Here is a 21,264-nt window from a genome sequence, read left to right as displayed (position 1 = left end):
GAGCGAATAAACCTCAAAACCGAAAAGCTGCGGGATAAATACGAGCGCACATTTAAATTTGATAAGATAAACACGGCGTGGGTAAGCGATATTACCTACATCGCAACGGATGAAGGCTGGCTGTATCTGGCGGGGATTATGGATTTATGAGGCAAGGAAATCGTCGGCTGGGCTATGGACGCCCGGATGACGAAGGCGCTTGTCATAAGATGCTTTGCAAACGCCAGAAGGAAGCGCGGCAGCCCCAAGGGTGTGATTTTGCACAGTGACCGGGGCAGCCAATATTGCAGCAAGCAATATCAGAGGCTGCTTAAAAAGCATGAATTCAAGTGCTCGATGAGCCGGAAGGGCAACTGCTGGGATAATGCTCCCATGGAAAGCTTTTGGGGCAAGCTCAAGCAGGAATGGCTGAACGACCAGCATTTCCGAACCCGTGAAGAAGCGAAGGTGGCGGTCTTTTGGTACATAGAGGTTTATTATCACCGGAAGCGGCTGCACACCGGGAACGGCTATCGGACCCCGGCTTCGTTTAGCGGCCACGTTGCTTAAAGCATTAATTAGAGCCGCTGCAATCTTATGGTAAAAGCCAATGGCATCGAAATGCTGAAATGAACGCAACTGGGCTTAATTCAGAGCAAAGCTGCAATAAATAACGAAAACTTGATGTTTTCTTTGTCTTTAAAACTTAGGCCGGGTCAATTGGGACTTGTGTGAATAGTTCGCACCATATAAGAACGCTAATATTGAAACGATGAGTGTCAACATTAGCGTTCTTAATTTATGCCCGCAAGGCTGCGAACACGGCATTCAGCGCTCTATTCACGGGAACAGAGATAAAACAGTGTAGGCATGTAAAATGCGAAATGAAGATAAGCAAAACAGAGCCATAAAAAAACGTTTTATCGTTTTTATCAACACTTCCTATTTTGTTTTTAAAGCTCTAATATATTTAATTGCTGAGGTTCCGGCTTTCGCACCCTCGTATACGGCCTTGGATACCTGAAGCAGCCCGCCGGTACAGTCGCCAGCCGCAAACAGCCCGGGCAGTGCGGTTTGCATATCCGCATCCACCACCACTGAGGTGCCGTTAATCTCGGCACCCAGCTTGCGCGCAAGGTCGCTGCTGCCCGCAACACCTAGGGCGACAAACACGCCGCTTACTGCAAGGCTCTCACTGTTTTTAAACCGCACAGTTTGCAACACGCCTTCCCCCTCAAAGGCAGCGATTGGTTGGTCTGCGAGCTTTATCTCGGGCGGCAGCTTTATGCTGGGATCCGTTCCATTGGTTAGCAGAGTAACAGAACGAACCACAGGCAAAAGCTCCATCGCCTCATGTAAAGCATATTCGCCGCTGCCTAGCACGGCCACATCCTTGCCGCGATAGAAGAAAGCATCACATACCGCACAGTAGCTAACCCCCTTGCCCTCATACTCTTTTAGCCTAGGGATGTTTGGTGCCCTTCTGGCCGAACCGGTAGCAAGAATAACACAGGGCGCACGATAGACTTCGTTCTTGGCGGTTACCGTGTACTGCTCGCCGTCAAAGTCGATGCCCAGCACCTCGTCGGTGAGTATCTCCGCCCCCAGACGCCGTGCCTGCTCTATTCCGGCGGCAATTAACTCTTCCCCTGAAATCGGCTGTGAAAAACCATAGTAGTTTTCAATTTTATCGGCCTTTTGAAGCGAACCGCCGTCCTTGCCGATAACCGTCACGGTCAGCCCTCCGCGCACGGCATAGGCGGCCGCCGAAATCCCGGCAGGCCCGCAGCCCAGTATAATAATGTCTGCCATTCCTTTAATCCTTCTTTCCACAGAGAAATAACCTCAGCATTTAATTTATATAGTATATTATAGACTATACTATATTAATCTCTGTAACAAAATCACCTACTTAATGAGTTAATTAATTCTATCACGAATGGTTAATTTCGTCATTAATTTTGGAAAATTAAAGGCTTACTGTGTTCAATTCATCATACACTTAGCTAAAGCAGCATGCTATCACTTAAAAGTTTTAAATAATTATTACGAAAAATCGTGTTTTCCTTGACAATTGCATAGGTTTGAGGGAAAATAAAAAAATAGATTCGCAGAGAACGGATGAGGAAGTTTTCTGTTGAGGATGAGAGTAATGCTTATTCCGGTTTTGGATAGTGCGGAGTACTTGGCAACCAGGCGTAAATACAACCTTTCACTGTTCCTGATCGTTATAAGTACATAAGAAAGGATGTTTTTGATGAAAAAGATTATTAGTATCTTAGTTGTAGCTGTTATGCTGTTTACAACAATGGTCTTCGCAACCTCCTGCGCTGGCTCTAACGGCGGAGAATTCAAAGTAGGTATGGAGTGCGGCTACGCTCCGTTTAACTGGACACAGACCAACGATTCCAACGGTGCGGTAGCTATTCAGGGCGGCGGTTACGCCGGGGGATACGACGTAGAGATTGCCAAGATTATCGCCCAGAAACTCGGTAAAAAGCTTGTAATCGTTAAAACAGCGTGGGATGGCCTTCCCCCCGCAGTTCAGTCCGGCACCATAGATGCAATTATCGCCGGTATGTCTCCTACAGCCGAAAGAAAGAAAACCATTGATTTTACTGATAATTATTATAAGTCAGACCTTGTAATGGTAGTGAAGAAGGGCGGCCCCTACGAGGGCGCGAAGAGCATCCAAGACTTTAAGGGCGCCAAAATCACTGCACAGCTAAATACCTTTCACTATACTGTAATTGATCAGATTCAAGGTGTGCAGAAACAGGCCGCCAAGGATGATTTCCCCACCATGCGTGTTGCGCTGGAATCTGGCAGCATCGACGGTTATGTTTCTGAAAAGCCGGAAGGTGTTTCTGCTTGTGCCGCTAATTCCAACTTTGCCATGGTTGAATTTACCACTGGCTTTGAAGCCTCTGATGAGGATGTAGCCGTTGCGGTAGGCTTAAAGAAGGGTAGCCCTCTAGCCAAGAGCATCAACGAGGCGCTAGCTGGTATCTCTGAAGACCAGAGAAAGCAGATTATGGATGCCGCAATTAAGAATCAGCCTACACAGCAATAATTCAAAAGGTCTAAATCATGCAGGGAGGGCAAAAATGCCCTCCCTTTTAAATGATTGTGATTACCACGATTACAGATGTTAAAAATGGAGTAATACGGAGCCGGAGTGATAGAAAAATGTTGCTCAATAGGGCTTTTTCTGGTATAATCAATCATTAGCATTATTATAACTTGCTTAAACCCGAAGTAAAGGAGCCACACAAATGTTACTTTCTGCTGCAGCTGAAATGAGCTTTTGGGAATGGACATCAAGTATTGTTCAAAACTATTGGCCGTTATTGCTTATGGGAGCGGGTATCACCCTACTCATTTCTATTACAGGTACAATTATTGGTTCGGCGATAGGGCTGATTGTTGGCGTGGTACGCACCATTCCGGTAAGTGCGCGTGATTCCGCTGTTAAACGGTCAGTACTTAAAATACTTAACTTTATCCTTACCGCATACATTGAGGTGTTTCGTGGAACCCCAATGATTGTACAGGCAACGGTTATTTTTTACGGTGCTGCCTTTGCAGGCTTTTATATGGATACAACTCTTGCAGGTATTTTAATTGTTTCTATTAACACTGGCGCGTATATGTCTGAGATTGTACGCGGCGGCATCCTATCGGTGGATAAGGGCCAGTTCGAAGCAGCACATTCCATCGGTATGACACACATTAAAACCATGCTCAACATCATCATGCCTCAGGTAATACGCAATATCCTTCCCGCCACCGGCAACGAGTTTGTTATTAACATTAAGGATACTTCTGTATTGAATGTAATAGCAGTTACAGAGCTTTTCTTTCAAGGTAAGACGGTTGCAGGTATTACGTTCCAGTACTTCCCTGCATACCTTATCATCTGCATTATGTACTTCATCATGACCTTCACGGTTACGCGCATCCTCAAGGCGGTTGAAAAGCGCATGGATGGCTCCGATTCCTACACCATCCACGGTTCGCAGACCACCCCTGAGCAGGAGTTCAAGGTGAAAGGCGGTACGCTGTGATGGAAAAGGTTATTGAGATTCGTCACCTGCAGAAAAGCTTCGGCGGCAACGAGGTGCTTAAAGACATCAGCCTTGACGTAAACAAGGGCGAGGTGGTGTGCATCATCGGCTCCAGCGGCTCGGGTAAGAGCACCCTGCTGCGCTGCATCAATCTTTTAGAAGATCCCACCTCCGGCGAGATTACCTATCACGGTGAAAACGTGCTCTCCAGCAGGCTTTCGCGCGCGGAATACCGCACCAAGATGGGCATGGTGTTCCAGCAGTTTAACCTGTTTAACAACCTTACGGCGCTTGGCAACTGCACGGTGGGGCCTGTCAAGGTGCTTGGCCGCAGCAAAGAGCAGGCAACCGAGACTGCGATGAAGTTCCTTGAACTGGTGGGTATGGATAAATATATTAACGCACGTCCCTCCCAGCTTTCGGGCGGGCAGAAGCAGCGTGTAGCCATAGCCCGCGCGCTTTCGATGGAGCCGGACGCCCTGCTGTTCGATGAACCCACCAGCGCCCTGGACCCTGAGATGGTGGGCGAGGTGCTCAAGGTAATGAAAACCCTTGCCAAGAGCGGCCTGACGATGGTAGTGGTAACGCACGAGATGGACTTTGCACGCGAGGTAGCCAATCGCGTACTGTTTATGGATAAGGGCGTTATCGTGGAAGACGATACTCCGGATGTAATCTTCACCAACCCCAAGAACGAGCGCACTAAGGAGTTCTTAAAGCGCACACTCGAAAAATAACCGCTTCGTATATATAATCCTATAGAATCGCTAATAAACCGGGAATATGCTGTACAGCATATTCCCGGTTTTTGTGCCTATGCACATCGTAATCAGCTGCTAGAAGCAGCCTTATTAGCCGGCCGATAGAGCCTTAAGCGGCGAGCTAACATCTTTTTTTTACGAGAAGTATTGACAAGCAATTTATTATATATTATTATATAGGCAAAGAATATGTGCTTGAGCACGCAAAACCAAAGGCTATACTCCTGAAGGAAAGCGGTGATGCTACGCATGCCCGTTACAATTAAACAGATTTCAGAAATCTGCGGAGTTTCCAGAGGAACAGTAGACCGTGTACTCAACAACCGCGGCAGGGTAAAGCCGCAAACCGAGCAGATGATACGCGGTATTGCCGAACAGCTAGGCTATGTGCCCAATGTGGCCGGTAAGGCGCTCGCCGCAAAGAAAAAGTCTTTTGTTATCGGCGTTGTGCTTACCTCCGAGGGTAACGCATTCTTTGAAGATGTGCTTCGTGGCATCAAGCAGGCGGAAACCGAACTGACTGATTACGGCACAAGGTTTCTGGTTAAGACCATGAAAGGCTATGAGGCTAAAAGGCAGCTTGAGATTATCAACGAGATTGCCGATAAAATAAACGCGTTGGTGCTCACCCCAATTAACGACCCGTTGATTGCGGCCAAGATTAACGAGCTTTCCGATTCCGGCATCTGCGTTGTGACCATCAACAGCGATATCGAGAACACCCGGCGTTTGTGCTATGTTGGCAGCGATTATTTCAAGGGCGGCGAAACCGCTTGTGGTATGATGGGTATCCTTACCGGGGGTACAGCAACCATCGGAGTGCTTACCGGTTCCATTAAGGTGCTGGGGCACGCACGGCGCATCGCGGGTTTTAAAAATGTGATGAACAGCCGTTTCAAGAAGTTTACGGTAGCCGATTTCCGTGAGACCAATGATGATGAGATTCAAGCTTTTGACGTAACCAAGCGCATGCTGGAGGAGAACCCGAAGATTAACGCCCTGTATGTGGTGGCGGGCGGTGTTTACGGTGCATGCCGTGCGGTGCAGTCACTGGGCCTGGAGGGTAAAATCAAGATTGTCTGTCACGATAAGGTTCCCACCACCGTGGAGATGATGAAAAAGGGCGTAATAGCCGCTACCATCTGCCAGCAGCCGTTCACGCAGGGTTACAAGTCGGCACGCATCGTGTTTGATTACCTGATTACCGGAAAGAAACCGGATAATGACCAGTATTTCGTTAAAAATGAAATAAAAATCTTAGAGAATCTATGAGAATCTTTAATTTACTTAGGAGGTAAATAGAAATGGCCAGTTATTTCCCTACTGTTCCCACCGTAAAGTACGAGGGTAGCAAGTCCAAGAACCCTATGGCATTTAAGTTTTATAACCCCGATCAAATCATCATGGGCAAGCCCATGAAGGAGCACCTGAAGTTTGCTATGTCTTACTGGCACACCCTCTGCGCGGGCGGAAGAGATCCGTTCGGTGTCGAGACCATGGGCCGCACCTATGGGCAGACCGACCCGATGGCTCAGGCCAAGGCAAAGGCTGACGCAGGCTTTGAGTTCATGCAGAAGCTGGGTATTGAATACTTCTGCTTCCACGACCTTGACATCGCTCCCGAAGGCGCCACCTTTGAAGAAACCCGCGCCAATCTGCTTGAAATGGTAGAGTACATTGATGGCCTGATGAAGAAAACCGGCATCAAGCTGCTGTGGGGAACTGCGAACTGCTTTGGCAACCCCCGCTACATGCACGGCGCAGGTACCTCCTGCAACGCTGACAGCTTTGCATATGCTGCTTCTCAGATTAAGAACGCCATCGACGCCACCATCCGCCTCGGCGGTAAGGGCTATGTGTTCTGGGGCGGCCGTGAGGGCTACGAAACCCTGCTGAACACCGATATGGGCTTAGAGCTTGACAATATGGCCCGTCTGATGAAGCTGGCTGTTGCGTATGGTCGCTCCAAGGGCTTTACCGGCGACTTCTACATCGAGCCCAAGCCGAAGGAGCCCACCAAGCATCAGTACGATTTTGATACCGCTACCGTAATCGGCTTCTTAAGAAAATACGGCCTTGATAAAGACTTTAAGATGAACATCGAAGCAAACCATGCAACCCTTGCTATGCACACCTTCCAGCACGAGCTCAGAACCGCACGCATCAACGGCGTGTTTGGCTCCATTGACGCTAACCAGGGCGACTACCTGCTGGGCTGGGATACCGACCAATTCCCCACCAATGTATACGACACCACCCTGTGCATGTATGAAGTGCTCAAGGCGGGCGGCTTCACCAACGGCGGCTTAAACTTTGACGCCAAGGTTCGTCGCGGTTCGTTCACCTTCGAGGATATCGCGCTTGCGTATATCAGCGGTATGGATGCCTTTGCTCTCGGCCTGATTAAGGCTGCTGCAGCTATCGAAGACGGCAGACTGGATAAGTTTGTTGAAAACCGTTATGCCTCCTACAAAACCGGCATCGGTAAAGACATTGTTGACGGTAAGGTTACCCTCGAGCAGCTCGAAGCCTACACCCTCAAGAACGGCGAGCCCAAGATGGAAAGCGGCAAGCAGGAATACCTTGAGAGCGTACTCAACGAGATTATCTTTGGTTAATTTCTTTTCATTATAATCCTCTTCCTTATCCGGGCAGTATGCCCGGATACTTTTTAAATCCTATTTGAAAGGGTGAAAACCTGATGAATTACCTGATAGGTATAGATATCGGTACCTCGGCAACCAAAACGGTTTTATTTGACGAAAGCTGCATCGTAATTGCCTCCGCCTCGCAGGAATACCCGCTCAGCCAGCCGCATAACGGTTGGGCCGAGCAAAACCCCGAGGATTGGTACGAGGCCTCGGTTGCCACCATCAAAGCGGTAATTGCCCAGTCTGGCGTTAACGCTGCCGACATCAAGGGCATCGGGCTTTCGGGCCAGATGCACGGCTTAGTTATGCTGGATGAGAACAACCGTGTAATCCGCCCCTCGATTATCTGGTGCGACCAGCGCACCGCCAAGGAATGCGTCGAGATTACCGAAAAGGTAGGGGCCAAGCGTTTAATCGAGATTACCGCCAACCCTGCCCTCACCGGGTTTACCGCATCCAAGATTCTGTGGGTTCGCAACAATGAGCCGGAAAACTACAAGCGCTGCAGGCATATCCTGCTGCCGAAGGATTATGTTCGCTTTATGCTTACCGGCGAGTATGCCACCGATGTTTCCGACGCCAGCGGCATGCAGCTGTTGGATGTACCCAACCGCTGCTGGTCGCAGGAGGTTTTAGACAAGCTGGATATCGACGCATCACTGCTTGCAAAGGTGTATGAGTCACCCGATATCAGCGGCAGAATCACCGCTCAGGCCGCCGCACTCACCGGCCTTGCCGAAGGCACGGTTGTAGCCGCGGGCGCAGGCGATAACGCAGCCGCCGCCGTAGGCACCGGCGTTGTGGCCGACGGCAAGGCATTTACCACCATCGGTACCTCAGGCGTTGTATTTGCGCATACCTCCAAGATTACCATCGACCCGAAGGGCCGTGTGCATACATTCTGCTGTGCGGTGCCGGGCTGCTGGCACATCATGGGTGTTACCCAGGGCGCCGGGCTTTCGCTCAAATGGTTCCGTGATAACTTCTGCGAAGATTACATCACCAAGGCTGAGCAGACCGGAAAAGACCCGTACTACCTCATGGATAAGGATGCCGCCGAGGTTCCTGCGGGTAGCAACCGCCTGCTGTACCTGCCCTACCTGATGGGCGAGCGCACCCCCCACCTTGATCCCAACTGCCGCGGCGTATTCTTCGGTTTGTCGGCAATGCATAAAAAGCCCGAGCTTATCCGCGCAGTAATGGAGGGCGTATCATTCTCCCTCAAAGACTGCAACGATATCCTGCAGGAGATGGGCAGCTCGGTAAACGAGATGATCGCCTGCGGCGGCGGAGGCACCAGCAAGCTGTGGCGCCAGATGCTTGCCGATATGTACAACTGCGGCGTTTATACCTCCTCTTCCAAGGAAGGCCCCGCACTGGGCGTTGCAATTTTGGCCGGTGTAGCCGCCGGGCTGTTTAAAAGTGTTCCTGATGCGTGCGCAATGGCGGTTCACCCCGAAAACCCCAGCAAGCCTATTCCCGAAAACGTACAGGTGTATACCGATTACCACAGGCTTTACAAAGCGCTCTACAGCAGCTTGAAAGACCGCTTTGCCGAGCTCAGTAAGTTTTGATTATTTCATTTTATAACTTCCTCCCGTCTTCCGCCGCAGAAGAATATTCTGCGGCGGAAGATATTTTACGGCTGAGATAGAAGAGCCATCTGCGTCATTAATTTCTGTTTTGCATATTGCAAAGGCGTTAAGCGCACATTATAATATAGCTAAGCCGTATATACTGTTGCGGTATAGTTGGAAGTCATTAAAGAAAGGAAATACAATCATGACGATTACAAAAGATACACTTATCGGCGAGGTTTTAGACGCTAACCCCGAAACCGCTCAGTTCTTTCTTGGCATGGGTATGCACTGCTTAGGCTGCCCTTCCGCCAGAGGTGAAACCATTGAGCAGGCTTGCGAGGTGCATGGAGTAGACAGTGACGAGCTGGTACAATCCATCAATGAGTTCCTTGCAAACAAATAAATATATTGGCCTAAAACCGAACATTTTCCGCTTACCGTCCGCGGCATTTTTGCATCGGGCGGCTTAGCTTTGTAAAAAAACAATAGACTTACCTGGGTTATTACAAAATCTCACCATTTTCTGCGGTCTTGCCTGAAAAGCCAAGGCTGAATTTGAAGGAAAGGCTTATCTCTATGGACGATGCATTTACCAGGTTCAAAGCCAGAGCTGCGGATGTGCTGGGCATTACGGCCCTCTCGTCAAACTGCCTGCGGTTTGCGGGTGTACATACCTGTTTTTTAATCTTTACCAACCTGCACGGCGTATTTATCAACACACTGCTTTATCGGTTAACAGGTGAGAATAGCATTATCCTGCGCTACAATTTCATCTTTTATCTGGCCTTTGCAGTGTCTATGCCGCTGGCCGCTTTATATATGCGAAAAACATCCCCAAGAATCTCCTCGCGGGTGGGCATTCTGCTTTATATCGTCATGTACCTTACCTTTTTTGCCTTGATGTTCACCGGAACGCTGGCTGTGGGCATGCCGTCTATTGCCATACTTTCGGCATTTGCAAGCAGTGCTTACTGGATAGCCTATAACGTGATGCTCATAGAGTTTACTACCGTGCAGAACCGTGATGTCGCCATTTCGTTCCTTGGTATGAGCGGTGGTGCGGTGGCACTGATTATGCCTATGTTTTCGGGCTATATCATCTCATTATTCAAGGGTATGACGGGCTACTATGTGATGTTTGGCGCCTCGCTGCTGGTGGCCGTGATTACGATGGTGCTCAGTACATTGAAGATACCGCCCATTCCCCCAAAAACCCACCAGACCTATTTTGGGCTTGCGCTCAATAATGCAGTAAAAAACCGTATCTGGCGCTACTGCATGGTGTGCGAGTTTATCAAGGGCCTTCGTGAAGGCACCTTCGCTTTCTTTTTAAACCTTTTGCTGTTTGCCAACGTTCAAAACGAGGCATTGATTGGCTTTAACACCCTGCTTGCAAGCGTGCTTACCATAGCCGCAAACTGGACGATTGGCCGCTTTATGAACCCCAAACACCGTATCCGTTGGATGCTCACCGCCACGACCGTGCTTTTTATAGCAAGCGGGCTGTTATTTTTTAAACTGAACGCTACAACGATTATTATCATGAGTATTACCAATGCTTTTTTTAATATCATACTGTTAAACCCGATTGTTACGGTTATATTTACGCTCTTTAACCGTACTGCGGATGGCGCGAAGGCAAAATATGAGCTCTTGGCTACAAAGGATATGCTGCTGGGGCTGGGGCGCGCGGCGGGCGTGCTGATGATACTGTTCTTCCCACAGACGCAGCTCGGTTACCTGATTGCAATGGCGGTTCTTACCGGATTGCAGTATATAACAGTGTTTATTACCAGCCGTGCGTCAAAGATGGTTGATGCGTTACCGCAAGCATAGCTAGAAAGGTAATATAGTACCGCTGTATTACAAAAAGTAAATATTTTGGAAGGACGTACAGCATGTTGCCTTCACTAGATAAACGCCTGAGCACCGCGGCTGAAATGGTACGTCAGGGCGCCGTGGTGGCCGATATCGGCACCGACCACGCATATCTGCCCTGCTATTTAACGGGCAGCGGGATTTCGCCTTATGCCTACGCCTGCGACATCAACAGCGCCCCTCTTGCCAGAGCAAGGAAAACGGTTGAACGTTTTGGCCTTACGGAAAAGATTAGCCTTTGCCTCTCAAACGGTCTTGAGGCGCTCCCCGAACACTGTGCGCAGGATATTATTATCTGCGGCATGGGCGGCGAGCTGATTGCCGATATTATTCATAACGCTGCATGGCTAAAGGCTGCAGACGTTCATCTTATCCTGCAGCCCATGACGCGCCCGGAGCACCTTCGCCGCTTTCTTTTTACAAACGGATTTGATATTATTAGGGAACAGGGTATCCATATCGGGCGGCACTACTACACCGTAATGCTAGCCTCCTATACAGGCATTTGCCTTGAACCCGATCTGCTGCTGCAAAGCATCGGGCGGCTGAAAGGCAACACCGATGAAGATTCTGCCGCTTATATCAAGCACTATCTTGAGGTGTTAGGCCGAACCATTCAAGGGCTTGAGCAGGGCAAGGCGGAAGAGAACGGCCCAGAGCTCCAGCGTTTACGTTTGCTCGCGGAGCAGATTCAAGCTTTATATACGATATAGGATTAAACGAGCACTAATGCCTTTGGCAAAACAGAAAAGAAAGGGCATGAACTTCTATGGCTACTGTCGGTGAGATTTATGGATATATAGACCGTATCGCCCCTTTTAAGCAGCAGGAAAAGTGGGATAATTCCGGCCTGCTAGCGGGCGACAGGGAGCAGCCGGTTACAAAGGCGATGCTGGCGCTGGATATAACCGGCGACGTTGTCAACGAGGCAATTATCTCGGGGGCACGGCTCATTATCAGCCATCATCCTGTAATCTTCAACCCCGTCAAGGCCGTAACGGCGCAGAGCGAGCCGGTGGTGTATAAGCTTATTAAACACGGCATCTCGGCAATCTGTGCACACACGAGCTTGGATGTAGCGAATGGTGGCGTGAACGATATCCTTGTGCGCACCCTTGGGTTAAAGAATGTAAAGGGGCTCAAGAATGCGGGGGGCGACGAATACTACAAGGTGGTAGTGTTTGTACCCAAGCATAACGCCGACGAGGTAAAGGCTGCCATGGCTGCCGCTGGTGCGGGTGCGCTGGGCAACTATACCGACTGTGCCTTTGAAACTGCAGGCAAGGGTACCTTTAAGCCCAACGATCAGGCACGCCCGTTTATCGGTAAATCCGGTATCCTCAAAGAGGTGAAGGAGTGCCGGATTGAGATGATCTGCCCCAAAAGCCGCTTGTCGTCGGTTATAGCCACCATGAAGCGGGTGCACCCCTACGAGGAACCCGCCTACGATATCTTTTTAAATCAGGCTATCCGAGACAGCGTATCCATCGGGCGCGTGGGCGAGCTTGAAACCCCCATGACCGCCACCGAATTCGCGGCCTATGTAAAGGAGAAGCTCGGCGCCAAGGGCATCCGCTATACCCGCGGCAGCGCAGTTGTACACACCGTGGCGGTGTGCGGCGGTTCGGGCGGCGAATACCTGCAAAACGCCGTAAACGCCGGAGCAGAGGCGTATGTAACGGGCGATATAAAGCATAACGTGTTTATCGACGCGAAAAATATGGACTACACCCTCATTGACGCGGGGCACTACGCTACAGAGATGCTTGCGGTCTCGTCGCTGAAAAACCGCCTGCAGAACCAGTTCTCCGATGTGGAGTTTATCCTGGGCAAAGCGTCGCTTGAAACGGTGAACTACTTGTAAAAAGAATGTAGGGGCGGCCATTGGCCTTTCCGCGGTAATCCCGGTTGCGTTAGTACTGCGGAAAATAACAGTTCACCCCTGCAACGGCTGGGCAGATTATTTCCGAGCGCGGGAGGGAATATTGTAGGTAAGACCTATGGTCTCCCGCAGTATTCCCTTAGCGGCCAGTAAGACTGCTGACGCGCAATGCGCGCCCCTACAATATACCGGCCATTTTGAATATGATACACGGGCTGGACGCCCGTATTTTTTTAACTGCCCCTTAACGAGTACTGTTAGGATGGCATTAGGGAGGCATCGACTGAATTATGGCACTTGACGGAGCAACCCTTTCCCTCATCAAGCGCGAGATTGAAAGCGTCGCGCTTGGTGCGCGCATCGAAAAGATACACAAGCCCTCCAAAGACGAGGTTATTATCGTGCTGCGCCACAGAACCGGAAGCGCCAAGCTGTTGCTGTCGGCCTGTGCGGCAAACGCACGGATTCATTTTACAACTGTCAGCGTTGAAAACCCGCTGTCGCCCCCCATGTTCTGCGTACTGCTTCGCAAAAATCTCGGCAACGGCAAGCTGATTGCCGTGCGGCAGCAGGGGCTCGACCGCGTTTTGTTCCTTGATTTTGAAACGGTCAACGAGCTGGGTGATACCGTAACGGTTACCCTTTGTATTGAAATTATGGGTCGCCACTCCAATATCATCCTCATCGGCTCAAATGGGCGGATACTCGACGCTATTAAGCGCGTAGACATCGAAACCTCCAGTGTGCGTCAGGTACTTCCGGGTATGGAATACGCGCTTCCGCCTTCAAGCAATCGGTATAGCCTGGTTGAGCATACCCCCCGGCAGATTATCGAGGGAATCCGATATGCAAAGAGCGGCGAGCTTTCCAAGGTGCTGGTTTCGGTGCTGGAGGGTGTTTCACCGCTGCTTGCACGCGAGATGGCACACTATGCCACCGGCGGTGTTGAAACGCAGACGCACAACCTTACGGCCATGCAGCTTAAGAAGCTGGAAAGCTGTCTTCAGCGTGTCGGCGATATCCTGCGAGGCGGGCAGCCAACCCCCACCACGGTACTGGATGAAGAGGGCAAGCCGAAGGATTTCTCCTTTATAGATATCGATCAATACAACGGATTTTTAAAGACGGTTCAATATGATAGCTTCTCTGAACTGTTGGATGCCTTTTACAGCGAACGCGGGCGTATTGAGCGCATGAAACAGCGTTCACACGACCTGCTGAAGCTGCTGGGCAACGCCTGCGAGCGTACCGCCAGAAAGCTCGCCTTGCAGCAGGAGGAACTGCAAACCTGTGCAAAGCGTGAGGAGCTTCGCATCAAGGGAGAGCTGCTTAGCGCCAACATCTACCGCCTGCAGAAGGGCGACCACCTGGCGAAGCTGGAAAACTACTACGAGCCGTCGCAGCCGGTGTGGGAGATTGCGCTTAATCCGGCCCTTACCCCGCAGCAGAACGCGCAGCGCTATTTTCAGGAGTACCGCAAGGCCGTGAATGCCGAAAAGAAGCTCACCGAGCTGATTCAGAGCGGAGAAGAGGAACTGCGGTATCTGGAATCGGTGCTCGACGAGCTTTCCCGAACATCGGGCGAGAGCGAGCTTGCCGAGATTCGGGAGGAGCTTGCGCAACAGGGCTACCTCAAACGACGTACCGGCGGCAAGGCACAGCGGCAGAAGCCCGCAGGGCCGCACCGTTACCGCTCTACCGACGGCTTTTTAATTCTGGTGGGGCGTAATAACCTTTCCAACGACCGCCTTACCCTCAAAGACTCCAAGAAAAACGATATCTGGTTTCATACCCACAATATCCACGGTTCCCATACCGTGCTGGTAACCGAAGGCAGGTCGCCCAGCAATCAGGCACTGGAGGAGGCCGCGATGCTTGCCGCCTACCACAGCAAGGCAAGGGAATCGGCTCAGGTGCCGGTGGATTATACCGAGATACGCAACATCAAAAAGCCGCAGGGCGCAAAGCCCGGGTTTGTTATCTACGACCCGTACAAAACAGCATTTGTTTCCCCCTCCGCTCAGCGCGCGGCACAGTTGGAGGATAAATCACAGAAGTAAAACAGGTTCAAAAAGGCGTATACATTCACATGCATGAATGTATACGCCTGATTATTACTGCTGGGAACTTGCTTAAAACAAAATGCACTATTCGTTTAGGGGTTTTACTAGTGTTAGTTTTGCCACCGCCGATTGTTCTCCCTCACCGGAAACCGGATTTTTGGGGGAATGAATGTTGAACATAAACGAGCCTTCGCTGCAGATGTTTTCTATGATATAGTTAGTCTCCTCTACCGCGGCATGGCGAACGCGCCCGATGACCATGGCGTTGATGCCTGCGCCTGAAAGATCACAGGCCGATTCAAAAGTGCATTCGTAGCTTAAGAATGCCTCCTTGATTCGCGGCGCTTTAATAAGCCTGGAGGGCTCGGCGGTAAAGCCCGCAATGGCCAGCTCGTCAATCTCCTCCTTGTTTTCGGCAATCGTCTTCTGGCAGGCATCGTAATACTCGGGGCGTAAGAAGTTTATGCAGAACTCCTTCTCCCGCAGGATATTGTGATAGGTGTGGGTGTGCTGCATCAGCCCCGGCAGGATGGCGAAAAAGCCGCCCTTATCCCCCGAAAAGGTGCTCCATGCGTGCAGACAGGCGTTTGCATTGCCGTTTTCCTTCAAGGTAGTAATCAAAAACATCACCGATGGTACCCCACAGGTATACTCAAAATGCGAAAAGATGTCGTACTGCATCGGCCAGTATTCCTTGTAGTGCTCGGGTTTCTTTTCTGAAATCTCAATCTTCATTGCTTTTTCCTTTCTTGATGTCGCTTAAATCGGTCTTGGTGTTCAGCTTTTTCGCCTGCCAAACAACAGTCGGGAAAGCGCTGTGCTGTCCACTTCTTTGCCGAATACCGTGCTTTCCTTCAGTATCCGGTTGCGGGCTTCTTCGGCAGTAAGTGCATCGGCACCGTCCAGCCAGCCTTCCGGGGCCCAGTCCTCCACCAGGCAGTAGGTGTTTGCGGGCCAGCCAAACTCCTGCCCGTCGGCACTAACCCTGCGCCGATTGCCACACACGGTAATAAGGTATTCCTTTTGCAGCTGCTTCATCGCAGCGTCGGTTCGGGAGACACCGTTGTTCTTAGAGGTACCTGCCGCCCTGCGCAGCTCTGAGGTGCTTAATTCGGCTCCGTTCTCAAACAGCCGGTACAGAGAATAGACAGCTTGTGATACCTCGCCGTTCAAATATCGTTCCTCCACCGTTTCGGCTGGGCGGTTGGCCGCATAGAACAGGGGATACATTCCCTTAGACACAAAGCCCTTGTACCCGCCCAGAATGCAGCCAAAGGCAAGCTTTCGTTCCTTCGCAGCGCGGTCCTTCCACTGCCACGGGTCGGTTTGTTCATCGCCGGTATGCCATTGCTCGGGCGCGGTTTCGGCCTCTACTGTCGGAACCCCCGCAAGGAATCGCCCGTAAAAGGGGTAATAACCCAGCTCGTTTACCCGCGCGACAAAGTCATGATAGGTATTCAGCACTTTGTATCCGTCCTTTCTGGAAACTGTTCCACTGGCTTTATCTTAACAACCTGTTGCTGACATCTGTATGTCAGTATTATTCTTATTCCGAATAATTTTGTAAAATCTTCAGCGCTTCATCCTTTACGGCATCCGCCAAGCTCTTCGGGGCTAGCACCTTGGCACCGGAGCCCAACCGCAACACGGTTTTTACCATTTCACGTTCGTTGATATAATCCCACTGTGCTACAATGCTCTGCTCATCCACGGGCTTGTAAGAGTTTATGCCATACTCATCAATCATAATGTACTCAAGATCTCTGCTCAACAGCAGCGTGGCATAATGACGCTTCTCAGGGTCCTGATAGAAAGCATCCAAATCTGCCTGCTCTGCGGTAAGGCTTCTCGGTTCAAAGCCTTCTCCGGTAAGGGTAAGCTCGGTAATACGGTTAAGCTTAAACAGCCTGAAATCCTGCCTGAGCCTGCAGAAGCCAAACACATACCATGCCGACCATTTGAAGGCAATCAGGTATGGCTCTATCTCGCGCAGGGTATGCCCGTTCTTAGCGTAATAATCGAACCGCACCGTCTGCTTCACAGCTATAGCCTCGCGCAGCAGGCTGATCTTGGGCGCAAGGCTGGAGCGATAGAACGAGGCAAGGTCTATCACCACGTCACTGCCTGCAGGTATAATGCTGCTTTCAGGCTCGGGGGCCAGCCGCGTGAGCAGCGAGCGAATCTGGGTGCCCTGTGTAACGCTTTCCAGGCTTTTCAGCCCCAATATTATACTCTCAAGGTCGTTACGGGTAAGCACGTCCTTACCAAGGGTGAACCCCTCGGCAATACTGATGCCGCCGTCGCCCCCCGGGGATGTAACAAGCGGAATACCCGCCTGGCAGATAACCTCCACATCACGGTAGATGGTGCGTATGGAAACCTCAAAGCGCTCGGCCAGGTCTTTTGCCTTTACCTTCGGTTTTTTAGAAAGAATACTCAAAATACCAAGTAAACGGTCTATTTTCATTACCGAAACGGTTCCTTCCGTTTAGAATAAACACAGTATAGCAATGCTGACATTATGCTGTCAACATAAAATTATGCAAAATACGCAGAATTTCCTTGGAATAATGCTAGATTTTTATCTTGTTTATTGAATTTTTCGCCAGAATATCTTATAATACAAATACTACTATAAGGATTAATGTTCCATCACTGCCACCATGATTTCCTCAATAGTTAAAAGGAAGGACAACAGTGTGAAAGATGAATCTTTCACACATGGGTTTTGTGCTTTTCAGTTAACGGCCGAAATTTCGGCTTTACCGAAACCGTGCAATTCCCAGAAAGGAATGTTATTGTTATGAAAGACATTAAGAGCAGGATTGTCGGGCTCATCACTCTGTTTGTGGCTGCTGTGGCGATTATTTTCGGAGGCGTTGTCATACTTACAAACTATCTCACGGCCACCAGCAAGGATGCCATGCAGGGCTTTAGAATGGCCATTTTTCTGTCGGTGGCCGCGGTAGTGGTATTTGTGCTGCTCACCTTCTTTATCAGCAAGCTGTTTGCAAAAAAGATTTCTGCACCGGTAACGAAGATTGCGGAAAGTCTTTCTGATATCACCGGCCTTGACGCTTCCGATGTAAGGCAGGGCCATGGCAATGAAATTGAGGTACTGGAACAGGCACTGGTTGTTACCGACCGGAACATGAATGAATATGTTGCCGAGATCGCCGAGGTACTCGACAAGCTTTCCCAAGGGGATATGCGTGTTCGCATCGAATCAGATTTCACCGGCAACTTTGCGCAGATAAAAACCTCACTCAACCGGTCGCTTGATAAGATTTCACAGACGCTGCTGCGTATTAACGAGAGCGCCGAGCAGGTTGCAAGCGGCGCTTCACAGGTTTCCGGCGGTGCCACGCTGCTTTCGCAGGGCGCCGAGCTGCAGGCCAGCTCGGTTCGCCAGATCAGCGAATCGGTAAACGACCTCTCAACCAAAACGCAGGAAAACACCAAGAATACAAACCGTGTAAATGCCGTTGCGCAGGAGATAAATGCATCCGCTGAGCTCAGCTCCAGCCGGATGCAGAGCATGCTGCAGTCGATGAACGAGATTTACGAATCTTCGCAGAATATCAAGAAGATTATAAAGGTAATCGAGGATATCTCGTTCCAAACCAATATCCTAGCCCTTAATGCCGCTGTGGAGGCCGCAAGAGCGGGCGCCGCAGGCAAGGGGTTTGCGGTGGTGGCAGACGAGGTTCGCAACCTTGCCAACAAGAGCGCCGAGGCGGCTCACGATACCACCGAGCTGATTGAGAAATCGATCACAACGGTGGAAGAGGGCAATACTATTGCAAACTCTACTGCCGAGAGCATCTCGCAGATGCTTACCGATATCGGCCGTGTAACCGCGCGTATTGAAAAAATCAACAATGCCACCAACGAACAGGCTAACGCCATTATCGAGATTTCGCACGGGCTGGAGCAGGTTTCGGCAGTGGTGCAGAACAACTCCGCAACCGCCCAGCAGAGCGCCGCGGCCAGCGAGGAGCTTTCCAGCCAGGCCGAGATGCTGCGTGAGTATGTAAAGGCGTTTAAGCTGAATAAAGCGGGGGCGTTATCCGGTAAAAAGAGTGGGGTATACCAGCCCGCTTCGGCCGGCAGTTACAGCGAATACGACGAAAAATACTAAAAAAGATTGTTGACATTGGCGAATCGTATATGGTAGAATAAACTGTCATTGATTCTTTATACGCTTCGTGTCGCATCATATGTTACTCAAAGGGAGATGAAGATATCATCTCCCTTTATTTATATTTCGAATATCATAGGGGCAGAAAGTAAACAATGATAGTATAAAACTACTCACTTCAATTTGAGGAACTATTTGTCAGATTGAAATAAGTATATGCAGCAGAGCTTTCCGCCAGATAGCAGCGTGTGCAACGGTTTTAGGCTAAGGTTTGGCCAACGTTCGTTTAAGGCTTTTTATTACGGTGTATGGGAAGAGGGCTTTGCGGCTATAGTAAGGCTATGTTTTGGTGCGCAAAATAATCGCACCCGCCAGTAATGAAAGGTTTGATACAAACACACATGGAAAAAGTATTGTTTTCGCAGATGAACCTCTCGGATGAGGTTAAAAACGCGGTGGCGGAGATGGGCTTTGAAGAGGCCACCTCCATCCAGACGCAGAGCATACCCATGATTATGGAAGGCAAGGACATCATCGGTCAGTCGCAGACCGGTACAGGCAAGACTGCCGCTTTCGGTATACCCGCCATCGAGAAGATACAACCCGAGCTTTCGCGTCAGGTGCAGGTGCTGGTGCTCTGCCCCACGCGTGAGCTAGCGGTGCAGGCGTGCGACGAGATGCGCAAGTTCGCAAAATATAAGCAGGGCATCAAGGCTGTGCCCATCTACGGCGGTCAGCCCATTGAGCGCCAGATATTTCAGCTCAAGCAGGGTGCGCAGATTGTTATTGGCACCCCCGGGCGTGTAATGGACCATATGCGCCGCAGAACCTTAAAGCTTGATTCGCTTTCGATGGTAATTCTCGACGAAGCCGACGAAATGCTGAACATGGGCTTTCGAGAGGATATTGAGACCATCCTTTCCGAGGTGCCCGCCGAGCGGCAGACTGTCCTCTTTTCGGCTACCATGCCGCCAGAGATTATCGCCATCACCAAGAACTATCAACGCGACCCGCAGCTCATCCGTATTCCGCACCCGCAGCTGACGGTACCCACCATCGAGCAGTTTTACTACGAAGCACCCGTGGGCCGCAAAACCGACGTGCTCTGCCGCATCATTGATCTGTATAACCCCAGGCTTTCGATGGTGTTCTGCAACACCAAGAAGATGGTGGATGACCTTGTTGGCGAGCTGCAAACCCGCGGCTATCAGGCCGAGGGGCTGCACGGCGATATGAAGCAGGCCGCCAGAACACAGGTTATGGATAAGTTTAAGGCGCGGCGCACCGACATTCTGGTGGCAACCGACGTTGCGGCACGCGGTATCGACGTAGATGACATCGACGCGGTATTTAACTACGATATCCCACAGGATGAGGAATACTATGTGCACCGCATCGGCCGTACCGGCAGAGCGGGCAAGGGCGGGCGCGCCTTTACGCTCGTGTGCGGCAGGCGCCAGGTATTCGTGATGAAGGATATCCAGCGGTTTACCAAGGCCAAGATTGAGTTTAAGGCACTGCCCTCGCAGAGCGAGATTATGGAGAGCAGGCTTAACAAGTTTGCCGATGAGCTGCGCCGCGCGATGGAGGAAAACGACAACTCCCGCTATATGGGTATCATCGACCAGCTGCTGGAAGAGGGAAGCACCCTCGCCGACATCTCGGCAGCGTTAATCGGTATGCTGATGGGCAGCCGCGGTATGCAGAAGGACGACGGCTTGGATGAAGCCGCACTGCGACCGAACTCCTATAATTTCGAGAGCGACCGTGCGGAGAGCAGACCGTCTTCCAACTACCGCCGCAACGAAAATATGGTGCGACTGATGATTAATGCGGGGAGCGCCGCAGGAATCGCTCCCAATCATGTGGTGGGCGCTATCGCGGGCGAAACCGGCCTGCCTGGGCGTATCATCGGCAGCATCCGCATCTTTGATAAGTACACCCTTGTGGAGGTACCTGCAGAGCACAAAGATATGGTGCTTACCGCCATGCAAAGCTGCAAGATTAACGGCCGCATGACCACTACGGTGGAGGCTCCGCGCGATATGGGCCAGCAATCATCCTATTCCAAGCCTAGAGGCGACGGTAATCGCAGGCCCTACAATAAGCCGTATAACCAGCGGCAGGATCGTGAATATCGAAAAAAGTATGACCGCTAAGCTGATACATTATTTTTACAGGATAAACAGCGTTTTCCAACCGAAATGATTATTCATAAATTATATACAAGTTTATCACAAAAAGAACACCGGACTTGCTTAC

General features: G+C 50.6%; 17 protein-coding genes and 1 pseudogene. 14 read left to right on the top strand and 4 right to left on the bottom strand.

The window, feature by feature from the left end:
• A pseudogene (locus tag BLR50_RS02285) lies at positions 1–549 on the top strand (IS3 family transposase); the annotation flags it as partial.
• Between the two features lie 372 nt (positions 550–921).
• Here BLR50_RS02285 and BLR50_RS02280 read toward each other — a convergent pair.
• Positions 922–1,791, bottom strand: coding sequence for an NAD(P)/FAD-dependent oxidoreductase (locus BLR50_RS02280; protein WP_092638082.1), 870 nt, complete (start codon positions 1,789–1,791; stop codon positions 922–924).
• A gap of 445 nt (positions 1,792–2,236) precedes the next feature.
• Between BLR50_RS02280 and BLR50_RS02275 the strand changes: the two genes are divergently transcribed.
• From BLR50_RS02275 to BLR50_RS02225, 11 genes are all read left to right on the top strand, one after another.
• Complete coding sequence (locus BLR50_RS02275) at positions 2,237–3,052, top strand: transporter substrate-binding domain-containing protein (protein WP_092638080.1); 816 nt, start codon at positions 2,237–2,239, stop codon at positions 3,050–3,052.
• Positions 3,053–3,254: 202 nt separating this feature from the next.
• On the top strand, positions 3,255–4,046 hold the full coding sequence (locus BLR50_RS02270) for an amino acid ABC transporter permease (RefSeq protein ID WP_423230274.1): 792 nt from the start codon (positions 3,255–3,257) through the stop codon (positions 4,044–4,046).
• Positions 4,046–4,783 carry an amino acid ABC transporter ATP-binding protein gene (locus BLR50_RS02265; RefSeq protein ID WP_092638078.1) on the top strand — a complete coding sequence of 246 codons (738 nt, stop codon included), beginning with the start codon at positions 4,046–4,048 and terminating at the stop codon, positions 4,781–4,783. The genes BLR50_RS02270 and BLR50_RS02265 overlap by 1 nt, the downstream gene beginning before the upstream one ends.
• A 273-nt stretch (positions 4,784–5,056) precedes the next feature.
• On the top strand, positions 5,057–6,079 hold the full coding sequence (locus BLR50_RS02260; protein WP_092638099.1) for a LacI family DNA-binding transcriptional regulator: 1,023 nt from the start codon (positions 5,057–5,059) through the stop codon (positions 6,077–6,079).
• A gap of 32 nt (positions 6,080–6,111) precedes the next feature.
• Positions 6,112–7,425 carry a xylose isomerase gene (xylA, locus tag BLR50_RS02255; protein WP_092638076.1) on the top strand — a complete coding sequence of 438 codons (1,314 nt, stop codon included), beginning with the start codon at positions 6,112–6,114 and terminating at the stop codon, positions 7,423–7,425.
• Positions 7,426–7,508: 83 nt separating this feature from the next.
• Positions 7,509–9,032 carry a xylulokinase gene (xylB, locus tag BLR50_RS02250; RefSeq protein ID WP_092638074.1) on the top strand — a complete coding sequence of 508 codons (1,524 nt, stop codon included), beginning with the start codon at positions 7,509–7,511 and terminating at the stop codon, positions 9,030–9,032.
• Positions 9,033–9,240: 208 nt separating this feature from the next.
• A complete protein-coding gene (locus BLR50_RS02245; protein ID WP_092638072.1) occupies positions 9,241–9,441 on the top strand; it encodes a DUF1858 domain-containing protein in 201 nt (66 codons plus the stop codon).
• A 173-nt stretch (positions 9,442–9,614) separates the two neighbouring features.
• A complete protein-coding gene (locus BLR50_RS02240) occupies positions 9,615–10,874 on the top strand; it encodes an MFS transporter (RefSeq protein WP_092638069.1) in 1,260 nt (419 codons plus the stop codon).
• A gap of 62 nt (positions 10,875–10,936) precedes the next feature.
• The gene (locus BLR50_RS02235) at positions 10,937–11,629 is read left to right on the top strand and encodes a class I SAM-dependent methyltransferase (protein ID WP_092638066.1); all 693 of its coding nucleotides are present in this window, start codon (positions 10,937–10,939) and stop codon (positions 11,627–11,629) included.
• A gap of 56 nt (positions 11,630–11,685) precedes the next feature.
• Positions 11,686–12,780 (top strand): Nif3-like dinuclear metal center hexameric protein, encoded by a 1,095-nt coding sequence (locus BLR50_RS02230; protein ID WP_092638063.1) that lies wholly within the window; start codon positions 11,686–11,688, stop codon positions 12,778–12,780.
• A gap of 308 nt (positions 12,781–13,088) precedes the next feature.
• On the top strand, positions 13,089–14,858 hold the full coding sequence (locus tag BLR50_RS02225; RefSeq protein ID WP_092638061.1) for an Rqc2 family fibronectin-binding protein: 1,770 nt from the start codon (positions 13,089–13,091) through the stop codon (positions 14,856–14,858).
• Between the two features lie 87 nt (positions 14,859–14,945).
• Here BLR50_RS02225 and BLR50_RS02220 read toward each other — a convergent pair whose 3' ends face one another.
• The 3 genes from BLR50_RS02220 to BLR50_RS02210 form a co-directional block, all read right to left on the bottom strand.
• Positions 14,946–15,596: a flavin reductase family protein gene (locus tag BLR50_RS02220; protein ID WP_092638059.1), complete on the bottom strand. Its 651-nt coding sequence runs from the start codon at positions 15,594–15,596 to the stop codon at positions 14,946–14,948.
• Positions 15,597–15,638: 42 nt separating this feature from the next.
• Positions 15,639–16,325, bottom strand: coding sequence for an AlkZ-related protein (locus tag BLR50_RS02215; protein WP_092638057.1), 687 nt, complete (start codon positions 16,323–16,325; stop codon positions 15,639–15,641).
• Positions 16,326–16,407: 82 nt separating this feature from the next.
• Positions 16,408–17,328: a helix-turn-helix transcriptional regulator gene (locus BLR50_RS02210; RefSeq protein WP_092638055.1), complete on the bottom strand. Its 921-nt coding sequence runs from the start codon at positions 17,326–17,328 to the stop codon at positions 16,408–16,410.
• 336 nt (positions 17,329–17,664) lie between these two features.
• Here BLR50_RS02210 and BLR50_RS02205 point away from each other — a divergent pair, with 336 nt between their 5' ends.
• Complete coding sequence (locus BLR50_RS02205; RefSeq protein WP_092638053.1) at positions 17,665–19,002, top strand: methyl-accepting chemotaxis protein; 1,338 nt, start codon at positions 17,665–17,667, stop codon at positions 19,000–19,002.
• A 401-nt stretch (positions 19,003–19,403) separates the two neighbouring features.
• A complete protein-coding gene (locus tag BLR50_RS02200; RefSeq protein ID WP_092638052.1) occupies positions 19,404–21,161 on the top strand; it encodes a DEAD/DEAH box helicase in 1,758 nt (585 codons plus the stop codon).
• Positions 21,162–21,264 lie beyond the last annotated feature (103 nt).

Source organism: Acetanaerobacterium elongatum, from assembly GCF_900103835.1.
GTDB classification, from domain to species: Bacteria; Bacillota; Clostridia; order Oscillospirales; family Ruminococcaceae; genus Acetanaerobacterium; species Acetanaerobacterium elongatum.
This window is presented reverse-complemented; position numbering and strand designations above follow the sequence as displayed.

Coding starts and splice junctions, on each gene's coding strand:
- BLR50_RS02280 (WP_092638082.1), bottom strand. CDS start 1,791: ATGGCAGACATTATTATACTGGGCTGCGGGCCTGCCGGGATTTCGGCG.
- BLR50_RS02275 (WP_092638080.1), top strand. CDS start 2,237: ATGAAAAAGATTATTAGTATCTTAGTTGTAGCTGTTATGCTGTTTACA.
- BLR50_RS02270 (WP_423230274.1), top strand. CDS start 3,255: ATGTTACTTTCTGCTGCAGCTGAAATGAGCTTTTGGGAATGGACATCA.
- BLR50_RS02265 (WP_092638078.1), top strand. CDS start 4,046: ATGGAAAAGGTTATTGAGATTCGTCACCTGCAGAAAAGCTTCGGCGGC.
- BLR50_RS02260 (WP_092638099.1), top strand. CDS start 5,057: ATGCCCGTTACAATTAAACAGATTTCAGAAATCTGCGGAGTTTCCAGA.
- xylA (WP_092638076.1), top strand. CDS start 6,112: ATGGCCAGTTATTTCCCTACTGTTCCCACCGTAAAGTACGAGGGTAGC.
- xylB (WP_092638074.1), top strand. CDS start 7,509: ATGAATTACCTGATAGGTATAGATATCGGTACCTCGGCAACCAAAACG.
- BLR50_RS02245 (WP_092638072.1), top strand. CDS start 9,241: ATGACGATTACAAAAGATACACTTATCGGCGAGGTTTTAGACGCTAAC.
- BLR50_RS02240 (WP_092638069.1), top strand. CDS start 9,615: ATGGACGATGCATTTACCAGGTTCAAAGCCAGAGCTGCGGATGTGCTG.
- BLR50_RS02235 (WP_092638066.1), top strand. CDS start 10,937: ATGTTGCCTTCACTAGATAAACGCCTGAGCACCGCGGCTGAAATGGTA.
- BLR50_RS02230 (WP_092638063.1), top strand. CDS start 11,686: ATGGCTACTGTCGGTGAGATTTATGGATATATAGACCGTATCGCCCCT.
- BLR50_RS02225 (WP_092638061.1), top strand. CDS start 13,089: ATGGCACTTGACGGAGCAACCCTTTCCCTCATCAAGCGCGAGATTGAA.
- BLR50_RS02220 (WP_092638059.1), bottom strand. CDS start 15,596: ATGAAGATTGAGATTTCAGAAAAGAAACCCGAGCACTACAAGGAATAC.
- BLR50_RS02210 (WP_092638055.1), bottom strand. CDS start 17,328: ATGAAAATAGACCGTTTACTTGGTATTTTGAGTATTCTTTCTAAAAAA.
- BLR50_RS02205 (WP_092638053.1), top strand. CDS start 17,665: ATGAAAGACATTAAGAGCAGGATTGTCGGGCTCATCACTCTGTTTGTG.
- BLR50_RS02200 (WP_092638052.1), top strand. CDS start 19,404: ATGGAAAAAGTATTGTTTTCGCAGATGAACCTCTCGGATGAGGTTAAA.